This window comes from Halomonas sp. DQ26W (assembly GCF_003339685.1).
In the GTDB taxonomy this organism is placed as follows: Bacteria; Pseudomonadota; Gammaproteobacteria; order Pseudomonadales; family Halomonadaceae; genus Halomonas.
Window position 1 is genome coordinate 51594 of sequence record NZ_QPKI01000020.1, and the last position, 15925, is coordinate 67518.

Genomic DNA, 15925 nt, shown 5'->3' on the forward strand with positions numbered 1-15925 from the left:
TGCCGCGCATGAATTCCTAGCACAGCACCTTCCTTATTCACTTCACATCGGCAACGGACAGAAAAACTTTAGAGAGTTTACGCTTTCTCGGAAACTTCCCACTGGCGGGAAACGAGGTAACTGCTTGCAAAGCGCTGGGCGGAAACGGGCCTTCCCGTGAGAAAACCCTGGATCAGATCCATGTTGTGGCGTAACAGCGCATTCTGCTGAGCCTCGGTCTCCACCCCGACGGCGACCACCCTAAGCCCCAATTCCCTTGCCAAGCCACAGACGGCCGCAACGATGGCCGCACTTCCACGCTGTTCGCCATCGAGCCGCTGAATGAAGCGGCGGTCAATCTTCAACGTGGTCACCGGCAGGTCCTCCAGGTAGCTCAGCGACGCGTAACTGGTGCCAAAATCGTCGATGGTGATTTCGCCGCCCAGGTCGCGCAACTGCTGCAGAATGGCGGCGGCCTGCAGCGGTTTTTCGAGCAGCGTGCTTTCAGACAGCTCGAAACCCACCAGGCCCGGCGGCAAGGCATGCTCGGCCAGGATAGCGGCGATCCTGCCGGGCAGGTCTTGCTGCCAGAATTGCCGGGGGGAAAGGTTGATGCTTACCGGCACTGGATTGGCAGACGCCTGGTGCCATTCGCTCAGCTGGGTGCAAACCATGCGCATCATGCGGTCACCCAGCGCCACGATAAGCCCGGCACGCTCGGCCAGCGGTATGACCTCGCCGGGGGGGATATTGCCCAGCACCGGGTGGTGCCAGCACATCAGGGCCTCGGCGCTGTGCAAGTGGCCACTCTCCCGTTCGAAGAGCGGTTGAAAGTGGACCTCCAGACCCTCGCCACTCTCGACGGCATAACGCAGCGCAGCCTCCAGTGCCCGCTGGCGGTCGTCCTGCATGTTCATTTCGGTGCGATAGAGCCGGTAGGAGTTGCGCCCTTCCTGCTTGGCTCGGTACATGGCCACGTCGGCATCGTGGATCAGAGCCTCGGCGCTGGCGGCATCGTCCGGATAAAGGCTGATCCCCAGGCTGCAGCCGATGTTGAGCTCGTGACCATCGATGACGCACGGCTCGCTCACCGCCTCGACCAACCGGCGGGCGACACGGGTCACCTCCTCGACTTCTTCCAGGTCAGGCAACAGGATCAGGAACTCGTCGCCGCCCAGTCGAGCCAACGTATCGTCTTCCCTTAGCCGGCTCTGCAGCCGGTCGGCAACCATGACCAGCAGTTCGTCGCCCACCGCATGGCCCAGGGTGTCGTTGATCTGCTTGAAATGGTCCAGGTCGACGAAGACCACCGCCAGCCGTGTCTGGTTGCGATGAGCATGGCGAATCGCCAATTGCAGCCGATCCTCCAGCAGACGCCGGTTGGGTAGCGCGGTCAGGGGATCATAGTAGGCCAGCTTGCGAATCTGTTCTTCATTTTCGCGGCTGCGGGTGATGTCGTTGAATAGTGCCGCGTAATGGGTCACTTCACCGCCCTCGCCGGTGATCGCCGTGATGGTCAGCAATTCGAGATAGAGTTCGCCATGCTTGCGCCGATTCCATATCTCGCCGCGCCAGAAGCCTTGACGTTGCAGCGCCTCCCACATCTGGTGGTAGAAGAGAGTGTCGTGGCGTCCCGACGCGAGTATCTGGGGGGTCTTGCCGATGGCTTCTTCGGCAGTGTATCCGGTCACGCGGGTGAAGGCAGGATTGACGAATTCGATGCGGTTGTTCGAGTCGGTGACGATGATGCCTTCGAGCGTGGATTCGATGACCCGCTCGGCCAGTTGCAGGTTTTCGCGGGAACTGGCGATGACACGGTCGCGCTGCTCCAGCGCATCACGAAGATCCTGCATATAGTACTGTTCGGCACCGGCCAGCATGTCGCGAAAGCCGATCAGGCCGATCACATTGTCGTCATCGTCCAGTACCGCCAGGTGGCGAACCCGCTGTTCCAGCAGCGTGTCCCGGGCCGTGATCAGGGCCTCGTTATGGTAGACAGTAAGCAGTGGCCGGCTGGCCAGCTCGGTGATCGGGGGGTTGCCCGGATAGTGCGCAACGAAGCGCACCATGTCGCGCTCGGTCAGGATACCCAGCCCCTGCTCGCTGCACTTCACCACGACGGCATCGCAGCTGGAATCGCACATGGAGCGGGCGGCCTCGGACAGCAACTGCGTACCCTGGAGCACCAGCGCTTGCTGACGCATGGCGGCGCGCACCTCGCGCAGACGCAGGTAGGGCTCGACACCCTGGTTCAGGGCGATGTCGGTCTGAGAGAGGATACCCCGCGGCTGGCCATCGCCATCGACCACGACGAAGTGGCGTCGCCCTTCGGTGCTGAAGCGCAGTGCGGCCTCGCTGATCGGCGTCTTGAGTGGCAAGCTTGCCACCGGCTGACTCATGATGTCGCCGATGGGGGTGCGCCCCGCCTCAGGATCGGCAAAATTGACCGCCAGGGCATCATGCTCGGTCCAGATGCCCTGCGCCTCCCCCCCCTTGGTCACCACGATCGAACTGCACTGACGTTCGGCCATGCGCTGAGCGGCAGTGCAGAGCAAGGTATCGGATTCGCAGGTCAGCAGACTGGTCTGCATGATGCATTCAACGGGAAGCTCGTGACTCATGACGCCTCTCTGAGGGGAAAAGGCTTGATACACCCTGATCTACAGGACGACAAGACAGGACTCAACAACAACCCTGTTTATTTCTCAGACCATTTTCAATGGTTTCGCATTACATGACTAGTTGCAATGATTGACCAGCCGTCAACGGGACAGCCTCACCGCAGCACATCGAATCTGTTTTCTTGGATCAAAATCACGCCATATCGATGTTTTCATGAAGAATAACAATAGCATCGCATATCTTCACCTGGTCAACCGGCCGGGCTCGAGCATAGTCGCGCAGGCTGTCACACTCGCCCTCCCAAGACCTCACGGAACGATCGGTAGCATTGTTGCTAAAGCTTTACCCGAACGTGCCGATAGGATGGATACATAGCTTTCAAGAAATTGCATGAAGGCTAGAAGCCGGCTCGATGGCTGGCTTCTGGAGATGCACCAACCATGAAGCGCGCCCTGGACAGGAAAACCGAGCCATGACACGCTTGAAGGTGGGGTGTTTGCGAAGGGCGCATACAAGGAAAAAAGGCCATGTCTTCACCGCTCACCGATGCCACCAACAGCTTGAGCACTTCGGCGCTGCACGATCTGACACCGCGACAGCGCAAGGAGACCGTTCTGGCTTCACTGCCCGCAGCGGGGACCATGCTGAACCAGGCCGAAAGCCACGGTCACTCGCCGGCCCAGGCGGACCTGATCGAACCAATTCAGCGTATCAATGAAGTTCTGCGTCAATATGGCGTGGAATTCGAGCTCAACGAGATACCGTCACGGGTGGTGACACGGATCGTGGATCGTGAGTCAGGTGACGTGCTGCGGCAGATTCCCGCCGAAGAGGTGCTGGCCATTGCCGCAAGGCTGGATGAGTTGCAGGGCAACCTGGTCAACCTGCGCGTCTAAGCCGAGGCGAGGCATTTTCATTCACACCTGCATGTTCATGACGTCACGGTAGGCAGAAACCAGCCGGTTCCTCACCTGCAGCCCCATCTGGAAGGCGACGCTTGCCTTCTGCATGTCGACCATGACGTCGTTGAGCTCCACATTGGGGTCGCCGGCCTGAAAGGCCATCGCCTTGGCGCTGGACGCTTGCTGCAGGCGGTTGATGCGCTGAATGGAGGATTGCAGCTCCCCGGCGAAGCCGCCCTGCCCCACCATGGTTGAGACCTGCTGCCCCTTGGCAGCCTGACCGCCGGCCTGTGTCGCCAGTGTCTGCATCTGGGCCAGTGCAGATTGAATAGCAGGTGAACTCATGGCTCGCGGCCCCCGTTCTGCTGGATCGAAAGTGACGTTCAACGAATGCCACCAAGACTATCAGATGCGATCACGCGACCATACTGGCAAATGGCATGCAAAACTCGGGCTTTTCCCGCCTTTGGACTCGACGAGGGTTCGCATAATAGCGTTCATCATAGTTGCGCCCGTAAGGGCAGCCAGAATGCGGTAGACGGATGCACGCAATGCCATCTTCTAGGAAAAGCTTTCGAGCGGCGAACGGCGCATCTCTCCGGAGGTGCACATGAGCAATGGCGCCGCTACGCCGGGCCGTCAGGAGGCCACGCCCAACCCGCCCCAGGGCGCGCTGTTTCAGCGCGTCCAGGCGCAGATGCGTGGCAACCCGCTGATCGCGATCCTGATTGGCGGTGCCGCCTCGATCGCTATCGTGGTGGTGCTGCTGATGTGGGCTCGGGAACCCGATTACCGTGTGCTCTACAGCAACCTCACTGAGGCCGATGGCGGTCGCATCATCAACGAGCTGGAGAGCCGCGGCGTGGCCTATCGCTTCAGCGAGGGCGGCACGGCGCTGCTGGTGCCCGGCGATGCGGTGCACGGCTTGCGCCTGCAGCTGGCCGAGCAGGGCCTGCCCCGGGGCGGCAACGTGGGCTTCGAGCTGATGGACAGCCAGGCCTTCGGCGTCAGCCAGTTTGCCGAACAGGTCAACTTCCAGCGTGGCCTCGAAGGCGAACTGTCACGCTCCATCGAATCGCTCGGCCCGGTATCCAGGGCCCGTGTCCACCTGGCCATGGCGCGCTCCTCGGTCTTCGTGCGGGACCAGGAGCCGGCGAAGGCCTCGGTCATCGTAACCCTGGAATCGGGCCGCGTGATCGGCGACGGCCAAGTCAGCGCCATCATCCATATGATATCCAGCAGCGTACCGGAGCTGGCCGCCGAAGACGTCACGGTGGTCGACCAGAATGGACGTCTGCTCTCCATGCCTGGCGCCAACCGCCGCGGTCTCGACGCGACCCAGCTCGACTACATCGCCGAGGTCGAGCGCTCCTTCCAGCAGCGCATCGAGAATATTCTGGCGCCGATTCTCGGCCAGCAGAGCGTACGTGCCCAGGTTGCCGCCCAGATCGATTTCTCGCGCCGCGAGGAGACCAACGAGCGCTTTGGCCAGAATCAGCCCCCCAACGAGGCGGCGGTACGCAGTCGCCAGTCGAGCGTCTCCTACAGCGGTGGCGACGACCTGGCCATGGGCATACCCGGTGCGTTGAGCAACACGCCTCCGGGTACCGCACCCTCCCCCATCAACCTGCCGGTCGATGAAGATGGAGAACTCCTCGAGGAAGCCGAGCAGGAGCTCCTGGCGCTGAGCAACCTGCGCCAGGACGGCGTGATCAATTATGAGGTTGACCGCAATATCGAACATGTCCAGCACCGCCAGGGCAAGGTACAGCGCCTTTCCGCCGCGGTGGTGGTGGACTATCGCGAACAGCGCGATGAGGAAGGCGTATGGCAGCGTGTCCCGCTCGATGATGAGGAAATCGCTCAGGTCGAGCGACTGGTACGTCAGGCCATGGGCTTCTCACAAGTCCGTGGCGATGAAGTCGAAGTGGTCAACAGCCCGTTCAGCCGCCCCGAGATCGATGAGGAAGTGCTCGAGTGGTGGCAGTCACCCGAAATCCACAACCTGGCACTGACCATCGGCCGTTATCTACTGGTGGCACTGGGCGCTCTGCTGGCCTATCTGCTGATCTTGCGCCCGTTGATCAAGCAGCAAACGCAGCAGCCCCTGCTGGCCTCGGCACCGGGGACCGGCTTGCAGGTCCGGGTCGACGGCGAGACCCCGGAAGGTATTGACGGCGAACTGGAAGACGACATAGCGGCATCGCGCACCTATCAAAAGCCGAAGCGCAAACGCAAGTCGTCAGCCTATGAGGACCACCTTGCCGAGCTGCGCGAACTGGCTAAAGAGGATCCGCGCATGATTGCCATGATCGTTCGCAGTTGGATGAATAAAGTATGAGCACCGCAACCACCATGACCGGCGTACGCCGCAGCGCCATCCTGATGCTTGCCCTGGACGAGGACAGCGCCGCAGAGGTGTTCAAGTACCTGTCGCCCAAGGAGATCCAGCAACTGAGCATGGAGATGGCCGAGATGGATCAGGTCTCTCACGAGGATATGCAGAAGGTCATGCAGGACTTCAGCGACGAGACCGAAGAGTTCATCGCGCTTAACCTCAATTCCAGCGAGCATATCCGCTCGGTATTGACCAAGGCGCTGGGCAGCGAGCGTGCCACCAGCCTGATCGAAGACGTTCTCGAGTCCTCTGGCAGCAGCAGTGGCATCGACTCGCTGAACCTGATGGAAGCGCCCATGGTGTCGGAGCTGATCCGCGATGAACATCCGCAGATCATCGCCACAATCCTGGTTCACCTCGAACGCCACCAAGCCGCCGACGTGCTTGAACTGTTCGACGACAAGCTGCGCAACGACGTGGTGCTGCGTATCGCCACCTTTAGCGGCGTGCAGCCGGCCGCCCTGCAGGAACTGACCGAAGTACTGTCGGGCATGCTCGACGGACAGAACCTCAAGCGCAGCAAGATGGGTGGCGTAAGAACCGCAGCCGAGATCCTCAATCTGATGAACTCCAATCAGGAAGAGGTCGCCATCGAGACCGTGCGGGCACACAACGAGGACCTGGCCCAGAGAATCATCGACGAGATGTTCCTGTTCGAGAATCTCATGGATCTGGATGACCGCAGTATCCAGATGGTACTCAAGGAGATCGACACCAATTCTCTGGTTGTGGCTCTCAAGGGGGCGCCGGAAGGTCTGATGGAGAAATTCCTGCGCAACATGTCCCGCCGCGCCGCCGACCTTATGCGCGAGGACATGGAAGCTCGCGGGCCGATTCGAGTCTCCCAGGTGGAGGCGGAGCAGAAGTCGATCCTGCAGGTGGTTCGCCGGCTAGCCGACTCCGGCGATATCGTGCTGGGCGGCGGAGACGACGCCTATGTCTGATCACTCGCCCTCACACCCGGAGTGGCCGACCTCCTGGCGTCGCTGGCAGATGGAAGAACTGCAGGTAGAGAACCGTCAACACGAGGTCGCTAAGCCGGCGGTGGACACCGCTCGCCAAGAGCACTTCCGCCGCCAAGCAGAACTCAAGGCGCTGCGTGAGAAGGTCTTGCGCGAAGCTCGTGAAGAGGGCTTCAAGGCCGGCTTCGAGCAGGGCCGCACCGACGGCCATGTCCAGGGCCTGGCGGAAGGCCGCCACGAGGCCGAGCAGGAGCTTGAGCAACGCACTCACGAGGTGCTGGAGCCACTCAAGCCGCTGGCGAAGCATTTTGCGGAAGCCCTGACCTCGCTCGATGAAGAGGTGGCCAATGAGATAGTCGAGCTGGCACTCGCAACCGGGCACCAATTGGCCGGCGAGGCCTTGAAGGCCCGTCCCCGGCAAGTGCTGGAGCTGGTCAGGGCACTGCTGCACACCGACCCACCGCTGACGGGCCAGCAACGCCTGTGGCTGCATCCTCTGGACCACAAGCTGGTCGAGCATCATCTCGGCCAGGAGTTGAGGGCCGCCGGCTGGACACTCCAGCCCGACGATCAGCTCAGCCGTGGCGGCTGTCGTGTCACCAGCACCAGCGGTGAACTCGATGCCACCTGGGAAACACGCTGGCAAGCAGTGCGGGCCCAGTTACGCCGGCGGCGCCCCTCCACGCATGAGCCGGATGACGAACACCAATGAGCGACATGTCCGAGACCCTGGCACAACCACGCAATGCGCACCAGGCACGCTGGCAGCAAACGCTGCAGCAGGTGCGCCAGCGCGTGGAAGCCGTGCCGGGATTTCGTGCCAGCGGCCGGGTGCTTCGAGCCACCGGCATGGTGATCGAGGCGATCGGACTGCGTGTCGCCCTGGGTAACGCCTGTCGCATCGAACTGGTTTCGCCGGGAGGCAGCGAATCGCCGCGCTTCGCCGAAGCCGAAGTGGTCGGCTTTGCCGACGAACGGCTGTTTCTGATGCCGCTGTCTGAAATCACTGGCCTGATGCCGGGCGCCAGGGTCTATCCACTGGGTGATGGTCCTGACCACACCGCGCGCCGTTTCCCCCTGGGTGAGACACTGCTCGGTCGGGTGGTCGACGGCAACGGTGAGCCCCTCGACGGTTTTGGCCCTCTGGACAGTGCCCCCCGTGCACCGCTCACTACGCCTCCGCTCAACCCGTTGGCCCGCGCTCCGATCAACGAGCAGATCGATGTCGGCATCCGTGCCATCAACGCGCTGCTCAGCGTGGGTCGCGGGCAGCGCATGGGGCTGTTTGCCGGCTCTGGTGTGGGCAAGTCAGTACTACTGGGAATGATGGCCCGCTATACCGGCGCCGATGTGATTGTCGTGGGGCTGATCGGTGAGCGGGGCCGGGAGGTTCAGGACTTCATCGACAACATTCTCGGCAAAGAGGGGCGACGCCGTGCCGTAGTGGTAGCCGCACCGGCCGATACGTCACCGCTGCAGCGCCTGCAGGGTGCGGCCTATGCCACGCGCCTGGCGGAAGGTTTCCGCGACCAGGGCAAGAACGTACTGCTGATCATGGATTCGCTGACCCGCTTCGCCATGGCCCAGCGCGAGATCGCCCTCGCCATCGGCGAGCCCCCCGCAACCAAGGGCTATCCGCCGTCGGTTTTCGCCAAGATTCCCAGCCTGGTGGAGCGCGCTGGCAATGCGGAACGCGGCCGGGGATCGATTACCGCTTTCTACACCGTATTGACCGAAGGCGACGATCAGCAGGACCCGATTGCCGATTCGGCTCGCGCCATTCTCGACGGCCATATCGTGCTCTCCAGGACGCTGGCGGAGGCGGGGCACTACCCCGCCATCGATATCGAAGCGTCGATCAGCCGCGTGATGACACACATCATCGACGACGATCAGTTGATCATGACCCAGGTGTTCAAGCGGCTTTTCTCGCGCTATCAGCGCAACCGCGACCTGATCAGCGTGGGTGCCTACAGCCCGGGCCACGACCCGCAACTGGATGAAGCCGTCCAGCGCTTTCCTCTGCTGGAGCAGTTTCTCCAGCAGGGCATGAATGAAAATGCCTCGATCGAGGCCTCTCGACAGGATCTCACCGAGACCCTAGGAGCCAGGCAATGAGTGCATCGTCACAATTCGACATGCTCGGCGACCTCGCCCGGAATGCCCGCGACCAGGCCTGCCAACTGCTGGCCGGGGAACGCATGAGCGAACGCCAGGTCGCAACCCAGCTCGAAGCCCTCACCCGATATCGGTTGGAGTACGCCGAACGGCTGCAGGTCGCCATGCGCGACGGCATTGATCCTGCCAGCATGCACAACTACCAGCAGTTCCTCGCCTCCCTGGATGCCGCCCTCCAGCGCGCCCGGGACGCACTGGACTCACAGCAGCGCCGCGTCCAGCAGAGTCAGCAGCACTGGCAACAGGAACAGAAACGGCTGTCGGCCTACGATACCCTTTCTACTCGCCGAAACACCGAACGGCAGAAGTACGAAGCACGGCGCGAGCAACGCGACAGTGACGAAATGGCTGCCGGACGGCTGTTTCGCCAGCGCCCCGAATACGACTCGTGATCCGAGCCAGGAGATCGCAATGGATATACAGATGATTCTGTCCGCCCTTCCGGGCAAGCCCATGGGCAACGCGAAGCCGACCGTCAACACTGCCGAAGGCCACTTTGCACTGGCCCTGGCCAGCGCCGGCCGGCCGCAGCCCAACGAATCGGTCGAGTTGCCTACCCAACGACCCACCCTACCGCCGACCATGGCAGCCCAGCAGACAATGCTGCAGGCCCTGGGCGGCCATGATCCGGATTTCGTCGCGGATGTCCTGGACATGCCAGCCGCTCCCCTGCCCGACTCGCTGTCACTGAGCGAGATAATGGGGCGCCTGGCACTGATCGATGACAACCCGCAAGCCGAGGCTCGCCCGCTTACCGACATCGCAGCCCCGCAGGCAACGGCAGTGGAACAAGCCGCCAAGCCCACCACGCGTGCAGAGACCCTACTGGCCGCTGCCGATGCCCTGCGTCAGACCACCGGCGACGCGACACGCACATTGGCAACACCTCCCGCTGGCACTACCGAGACCGCCCTGAATACGACACAGCCGCTACCACAGCAGTCCAGTCGTGGTGTCGCTGAGGCGACTCCCCATGCGGCCCTGCTCGCCCAGTTGGAGCCCGGTGCCGCCGAGCGGCCGCTACGGGCTGCTGAGTTCGCTCGCTCGGCCGACATGTCCCCACAATCCAATGCGGGCGCACTGCGTGGCATGGCGGCAGAAGCCCTCCGCCCCGCAAGCATCGAGCTGACCTCGTCGAGCCAGCAGGCGACAACCCAGCCTACCGGCACCGCCCCTCTGGCCATGCCATCCCAGGCCATGCCGGCCCAGGCCATGCCGGCCCAGGCCATGCCGGCCCAGACCATGCCGGCCCAAGCAAGTCTGCCCTCACCGGTGCAGTCCCAGGTCTGGCCCGGCCAGCTTGGTCAACAGTTGGTGCAGTTCGCTCGCCATGGTGGCGAGCAGCGGATCGAGATGAAATTGAACCCGGCCGAACTGGGCCCGCTTTCCGTCACCTTGAAGATGACCGAACATGGCGCACAAGCACAGTTCCTCTCCGCCCATGCCCAAGTCCGCCAGGTGCTTGAGCAGGCCATCCCGCAATTGCGCGAGGCACTGGCTGAGCAGGGTATTTCCCTGGGCGAAACCTCGGTCGGCGACCAGCGTCAGCAAGAGGGGGAAGCCTTCGCCAACCAGGAGGGCCAACGGAGTAGCGCCACCAATGGGGGCGAAGAGACACGGACCTCCGCCGCCGAGATCGACATGGCCGAGAACACAACGGGCATCAGCCTGGATGGCCGGGTGAATCTCTACGCCTGAGACGAATTGCCAAGATAGGGGTGTTCGTGGGGCCTGTTCCTTTCATCATGACCCGCACAATTTTTGCATACTACCCTTTTCCGGCTGGATCACCACTTCACGATAGGCAAGGCAATGGCAAAAACGACGGATGGCTCATCCAAACTGCTGTGGCTGATGATATTGCTGGTAATGATGTCCACGGTAGCAGCAGGAGTCGCAATCTATCTGGTCATGAACGACCGTAGCAATGGCTCAGGCAACATGCAGGAGCAGAAGCTCGAGCGTAAGGCACCGATCTTCTTGAAGATCGACCCTTTCACCGTGAACCTCACCGACGACGACTTCGGTTCCCGCCTGCTGTATATCGGGATGTCGCTGAAGGTTGGCGACGAGGAGACACGCGAGATTCTCGACGAGCACATGCCCCAGGTGCGCAGCCGGCTGCTGATGCTGTTTTCCGGCAAGCAGGCCAGTCAGCTAACCTCGCCGGAGGGCAAGCGCCGGCTGAGCGAGGAAGTCATTGCCGTGCTATCTGCCCCCCCCTTGACCGAACCGCAGCCGCCTCTCGATATCCGGGACGTACTGTTCACCGAGTTCATCGTGCAATAACCGGGTACCCTGGCCGCCATGTCCCAAGACGATCTACTGTCACAGGATGAGATCGACGCCCTGCTGAAGGGGGTCAGCGGAGACGACGAACCTGCCGCAGGCAGTGCTGAGGCGTCTCGCGTCCGTCCCTATGATCCCGCGTCCCAGCATCGCGTCATCCGCGAACGCCTGCAGGCACTGGACATCATCAACGAACGCTTCGCGCGGCACTTCCGCATGGGGCTGTTCAATCTGTTGCGCCGTAGTGCCGACATCACGGTGGACTCGGTACGCTACCAGAGCTACAGCGACTTCTCGCGCAACGTGCCAGTACCGACCAACATCAACATCATCGCGATGAAACCGCTGCGTGGCTCGGCACTGATCGTGTTTCCGCCCAATCTGGTATTCATGGTGGTGGACAACCTGTTCGGCGGCGACGGACGCTTCCTGACCAAGTCGGAGGGCCGGGAGTTTACCAATACCGAGCAGCGCATCATCCAGCGTCTCTTGCGGCTGGCCATCGACGCCTACGAGGAGTCATGGAAGTCGGTCTACCCGCTGGAAATCCAGTTCCTTCGCTCGGAGATGCAGTCCAAGTTCGCCAACATCACCAACTCGCCCAACGAGATCGTGGTGAACTCCAGCTTCAATATCGAGGTCGGCAATCTCACCAGCAACTTCCAGATCTGTATTCCCTATTCGATGGTCGACCCAATCCGGGACCTGCTGGCTAACCCGCTCAACGACAGCTATCACGGCCAGGATGGTATCTGGTCGGAGCGCATGGCCGGCGAGATCCGCCACTCCGAGGTGGAACTCATTGCCAACTTTGCCGATGTTCCCAGCCGCATTGCCCATGTGATGGCACTGAAGGTCGGGGACGTACTGCCGTTGGAGCTTCCGGAAACCGTGACCGCCAGCGTGGATGGCGTTCCGGTCATGGAGTGCGATTACGGCAGCCAGCACGAACAGCGCGCGCTGCGTGTCATTCGTATCATCGATCATGGTGCGCAGAACTCTGTTACACCCGATGCCTTCAAGAAGGGCGCTGCGCCTCAAGCCAAGGAATCCAAGCATGACTGATCCCAAGAAGCCCGATCAGAACATTCCCGACGACGACCCCTGGGCGGAAGCCATGGCCGAGCAGGAGGCTGCACAAGCCAAGGCCGAGCAGGAGGCGCCCGGCGGCTCTCCTGACGACGACGATCCCTGGGCCGACGCGCTGGCAGAGCAGGAAGCCGCCGAGTCCAGCGAGCAGGAAGCCTCAGCCGCGGCCCAGTCCGTCGCTGCACCGACGGCCCAGGCGGCCGGCGACCGCATCTTCCGTCCGCTGGACAAGGGGAGCGACGGCGGTACCGCCCGTGATCTGGAAATGATCATGGATATCCCGGTCAAGCTGACCGTGGAACTGGGCCGCACCAAGTTGACCATCAAGCAACTGCTGGAACTCGCCCAGGGTTCGGTTATCGAGCTCGACGGCCTGGCCGGTGAGCCCATGGATATCCTGATCAACGGCTACCTTATCGCGCAAGGCGAAGTGGTTGTGGTGGATGATAAATACGGCATCCGCATCACCGAGATCATCACACCCTCCGAAAGGGTGCAGAAACTCAACCGATGAGAGACACCACCTCCTCCGAGGCACAGGCAACAGGGCTAGAGGCACTGGCTGTCGGCGGCGATGCCCTGGTCGGCATGGCCACGCTGGGCAAGACCGCTGCCGCCCTGGGCCTGGTCATCGCCATCATCCTGATCTGCACGGCGCTGCTCAAGCGCTGGGGGCCGCAACGCCGTGCCGCTGGAGGTCATCTGCAGATCGTCGGCAGCACCGTGCTGGGCAACCGCGAGCGTCTGGTGATCGTGGAGGTCGAAGGCACTTGGCTGGTCCTCGGGGTGGGTGGTGGACAGATCAACAAGCTGCATGAGATGGAGGCTCCCGAACGCCCCCGCGAGCCCGAAACAGCCGACCAGCAGGGGGAGCGCTTTGCCACCCGCTTTGCCCGTGCCCTCAAGCACAATGCCGGACTAGGAGGCCCCGGTCGGGGAGCCTGATGATTCACCCTGCTTTTCCCAAGACTGTGCCAAAGACCCGGCCCAAGACCCGACTCAGAACCCCTGCCCTACTGGGGGCAATGCTGTTGATGGCGATGCCGCTCGCGGCCGTCGCCCAGCAGTTACCCGGCATTGTCAGCCAGCCGCTGGAAGATGGCGGCCAGCAGTGGTCGATCCAACTACAGACCCTGCTGCTGCTCAGCGCCATGGCCTTCCTGCCCGCGGCGCTGCTGATGATGACCGGCTTCACTCGTATCATCATCGTACTCAGCCTGCTGCGTACCGCCATGGGCACCCAGGCCACGCCACCCAATCAGGTGCTGCTGGGCCTGGCGCTGTTCCTGACATTCTTCGTGATGGCGCCGGTCTTTTCCATCGTCTACGAAACGGCCTGGGTACCGCTGACCGGTGACGCGATCAATTTCGACGAGTTCCTGCTGCTGGCCCAGCAGCCGTTCCGCGAATTCATGCTGGCCCAGACCCGGGAGCCCGACCTGGCGCTGTTCGCCCGGCTGGCGGAAATCGGGCCCATGCAGGGGCCGGAGGATGTCCCCCTGCGCATCCTGGTGCCGGCTTTCGTGACCAGCGAGCTGAAGACAGCATTCCAGATCGGCTTCACCATCTTCATCCCCTTTCTGATCATCGACCTTGTGGTGGCCAGCACCCTGATGTCGCTGGGCATGATGATGGTGCCGCCGGCAACCATTTCGCTGCCGTTCAAGCTGATGCTGTTCGTGTTGGTGGATGGCTGGCAACTGATCATCGGTTCGCTGGCAGAAAGTTTTTACATTTAGTGCTGCAACCCTTTGGGTCGACACGACGTTGTCGGCAAGGAGCGAAGAATGACACCGGAAATGGTAATGGGCATGGCCTACCAGGGCATGCGCGTCACACTCTTCCTGGCCGGCCCACTGCTTATCACTGCCCTGCTGACAGGCCTGACCGTGAGCCTCTTCCAGGCCGCCACCCAGATCAACGAGATGACCCTCTCGTTCATCCCCAAGATCCTGGGTGTCTTTACCGTACTGGTATTCGCCGGACCCTGGCTGCTGAAGCTGATCACCGATTTCACCCGCAACCTGTTCACCAGCATTCCCAGCATGTTGATGTGAGAGCGCCATGGTCGAGGTGACCTTCGACCAGCTGCACGGCTGGCTGGTGATACTGCTGTGGCCCTTCGTGCGGATCACTTCCTTCCTGGTGGCCTCGCCGCTCTGGGGGCATTCCAGCGTGCCCAACCAGGCCAAGATCGGCCTGGCGTTCCTGGTCACAATCGTCATCGCCCCGGTACTGCCCGCCATGCCCGATGTGCCGATCGTCTCCTGGGCCGGCTTCGGCCTGATGGTGGAACAGATGCTGATCGGCATCGCCATCGGTCTGGTCATGCATGTGGTATTTGCCGTGGTGCAGGCCGCGGGGGAGTTCATCGGCCTGCAGATGGGTCTGGCCTTCGCCACCTTCTTCGATACCGGCAGCGGGACCAACACCATGATTCTGTCACGGATCTTCTTCATGATCACACTGCTGATGTTCCTGGCCATGGGCGGTCATCTGATGGTGCTGGAAGCGCTGGCATCCAGCTTTTATAGCCTGCCGATCGGCATCGGCACCTTCAATCCTGCGGCCTTCGAGATGCTGGTGCGTTACGGCGGCACCATCTTCGTTGCCGGCATGTCGCTGGCCCTGCCGCTGGTCGGCTCACTGCTGATCATCAACCTGGCCATGGGTATCCTCAACCGCGCCGCGCCGCAACTGACGGTATTCAACATCGGTTTCCCGACCTCGCTTACCGTGGGCCTGATCCTGTTGATGGTCCTGATGACAGACATGGGTCGCTTCCTGCAACGCCTGTTCAGCAACGGTCTGCAGTTCATGTATCAATTGATCGACATGCTCGCCCCCCTGGGAAGCTGATCGCACCGCCTGTCGTGCAATATAAAAAAGGTTCTACGCAGACTGGCGTGAAGAGGCCGCAGGCCTCCCGGCGGTGTTGCCCGTGCCGGCGACCATCGCCAACGCCGTGGCCTCCGCCGAGGCGCCTGGCGGCGCCAGTCGCGATGCGGAGCAGCGCTCCAACAATGATTCTTTCTACCGACGGTGCCACGCCGCTGTAGGAGCATCTTCAGATCGCGACTGGAGGCCGAAGGACTCCCGGCGGTGTTGGTTAGGTTGCGATTATCGCCGTTGCGGCAGCCTCCGCCAGGGCGCCTGCCGGCGCCAGTCGCGATGCGGAGCAGCGCTCCAACAATGATTCTTTCTACCGACGGTGCCACGCCGCTGTAGGAGCATCTTCAGATCGCGACTGGAGGCCGAAGGACTCCCGGCGGTGTTGCCGGTGCCGGCGACCATCGCCAACGCCGTGGCCTCCGCCGAGGCGCCTGGCGGCGCCAGTCGCGATGGGGACCAGCGCTCCAACAATGATTCTTTCTACCGACGGTGACACGCCGCTGTAGGAGCATCTTCAGATCGCGACTGGAGGCCGAAGGACTCCCGGCGGTGTTGCCAACGTTCGCGGCCATCACCGGCGTTTCAGCCTCCGCCGAGGCGCCTGACGGCGCCAG

The 15925-nt window shown here is 62.1% G+C and carries 16 protein-coding genes; 14 read left to right on the top strand and 2 right to left on the bottom strand.

Going from position 1 to position 15925, the window contains the following annotated elements; all coding sequences use genetic code 11:
- Positions 1–77: 77 nt before the first annotated feature.
- Complete coding sequence (locus tag DU490_RS11640; RefSeq protein WP_114574459.1) at positions 78–2600, bottom strand: EAL domain-containing protein; 2523 nt, start codon at positions 2598–2600, stop codon at positions 78–80.
- 528 nt (positions 2601–3128) lie between these two features.
- Here DU490_RS11640 and DU490_RS11645 point away from each other — a divergent pair.
- A complete protein-coding gene (locus tag DU490_RS11645; protein ID WP_114574460.1) occupies positions 3129–3497 on the top strand; it encodes a flagellar protein FlaG in 369 nt (122 codons plus the stop codon).
- 21 nt (positions 3498–3518) lie between these two features.
- Here the strand turns inward: DU490_RS11645 and fliE are convergent, their stop codons facing one another.
- Positions 3519–3848: a flagellar hook-basal body complex protein FliE gene (gene fliE, locus DU490_RS11650; RefSeq protein WP_114574461.1), complete on the bottom strand. Its 330-nt coding sequence runs from the start codon at positions 3846–3848 to the stop codon at positions 3519–3521.
- A 265-nt stretch (positions 3849–4113) separates the two neighbouring features.
- Between fliE and fliF the strand changes: the two genes are divergently transcribed.
- The 13 genes from fliF (at position 4114) to fliR (ending at position 15278) form a co-directional block, all read left to right on the top strand.
- Positions 4114–5844: a flagellar basal-body MS-ring/collar protein FliF gene (fliF, locus tag DU490_RS11655; RefSeq protein WP_114574462.1), complete on the top strand. Its 1731-nt coding sequence runs from the start codon at positions 4114–4116 to the stop codon at positions 5842–5844.
- The gene (gene fliG / locus DU490_RS11660) at positions 5841–6845 is read left to right on the top strand and encodes a flagellar motor switch protein FliG (protein ID WP_114574463.1); all 1005 of its coding nucleotides are present in this window, start codon (positions 5841–5843) and stop codon (positions 6843–6845) included. Before fliF ends, fliG begins: the two co-directional genes overlap by 4 nt.
- A complete protein-coding gene (locus DU490_RS11665; RefSeq protein ID WP_114574464.1) occupies positions 6838–7575 on the top strand; it encodes a flagellar assembly protein FliH in 738 nt (245 codons plus the stop codon). The genes fliG and DU490_RS11665 overlap by 8 nt, the downstream gene beginning before the upstream one ends.
- A complete protein-coding gene (fliI, locus tag DU490_RS11670) occupies positions 7572–8981 on the top strand; it encodes a flagellar protein export ATPase FliI (protein WP_258801642.1) in 1410 nt (469 codons plus the stop codon). Before DU490_RS11665 ends, fliI begins: the two co-directional genes overlap by 4 nt.
- Positions 8978–9433 (top strand): flagellar export protein FliJ, encoded by a 456-nt coding sequence (gene fliJ, locus DU490_RS11675; protein ID WP_114574465.1) that lies wholly within the window; start codon positions 8978–8980, stop codon positions 9431–9433. Before fliI ends, fliJ begins: the two co-directional genes overlap by 4 nt.
- Before the next feature lie 19 nt (positions 9434–9452).
- Entirely contained in the window at positions 9453–10739 is a 1287-nt protein-coding gene (locus tag DU490_RS11680) for a flagellar hook-length control protein FliK (RefSeq protein WP_114574466.1), read from the top strand.
- 114 nt (positions 10740–10853) lie between these two features.
- Positions 10854–11330 carry a flagellar basal body-associated protein FliL gene (gene fliL, locus DU490_RS11685; protein ID WP_114574467.1) on the top strand — a complete coding sequence of 159 codons (477 nt, stop codon included), beginning with the start codon at positions 10854–10856 and terminating at the stop codon, positions 11328–11330.
- 18 nt (positions 11331–11348) lie between these two features.
- A complete protein-coding gene (fliM, locus tag DU490_RS11690; protein ID WP_114574468.1) occupies positions 11349–12395 on the top strand; it encodes a flagellar motor switch protein FliM in 1047 nt (348 codons plus the stop codon).
- The gene (gene fliN / locus DU490_RS11695; protein ID WP_114574469.1) at positions 12388–12933 is read left to right on the top strand and encodes a flagellar motor switch protein FliN; all 546 of its coding nucleotides are present in this window, start codon (positions 12388–12390) and stop codon (positions 12931–12933) included. Before fliM ends, fliN begins: the two co-directional genes overlap by 8 nt.
- Positions 12930–13364 (top strand): flagellar biosynthetic protein FliO, encoded by a 435-nt coding sequence (gene fliO / locus DU490_RS11700; protein WP_114574470.1) that lies wholly within the window; start codon positions 12930–12932, stop codon positions 13362–13364. The genes fliN and fliO overlap by 4 nt, the downstream gene beginning before the upstream one ends.
- An 80-nt stretch (positions 13365–13444) precedes the next feature.
- Complete coding sequence (fliP, locus tag DU490_RS11705; RefSeq protein ID WP_114574476.1) at positions 13445–14158, top strand: flagellar type III secretion system pore protein FliP; 714 nt, start codon at positions 13445–13447, stop codon at positions 14156–14158.
- Between the two features lie 48 nt (positions 14159–14206).
- Entirely contained in the window at positions 14207–14476 is a 270-nt protein-coding gene (gene fliQ, locus DU490_RS11710) for a flagellar biosynthesis protein FliQ (RefSeq protein WP_114574471.1), read from the top strand.
- Positions 14477–14483: 7 nt separating this feature from the next.
- Complete coding sequence (fliR, locus tag DU490_RS11715; protein WP_114574472.1) at positions 14484–15278, top strand: flagellar biosynthetic protein FliR; 795 nt, start codon at positions 14484–14486, stop codon at positions 15276–15278.
- The last annotated feature ends 647 nt before the right edge of the window (positions 15279–15925 follow it).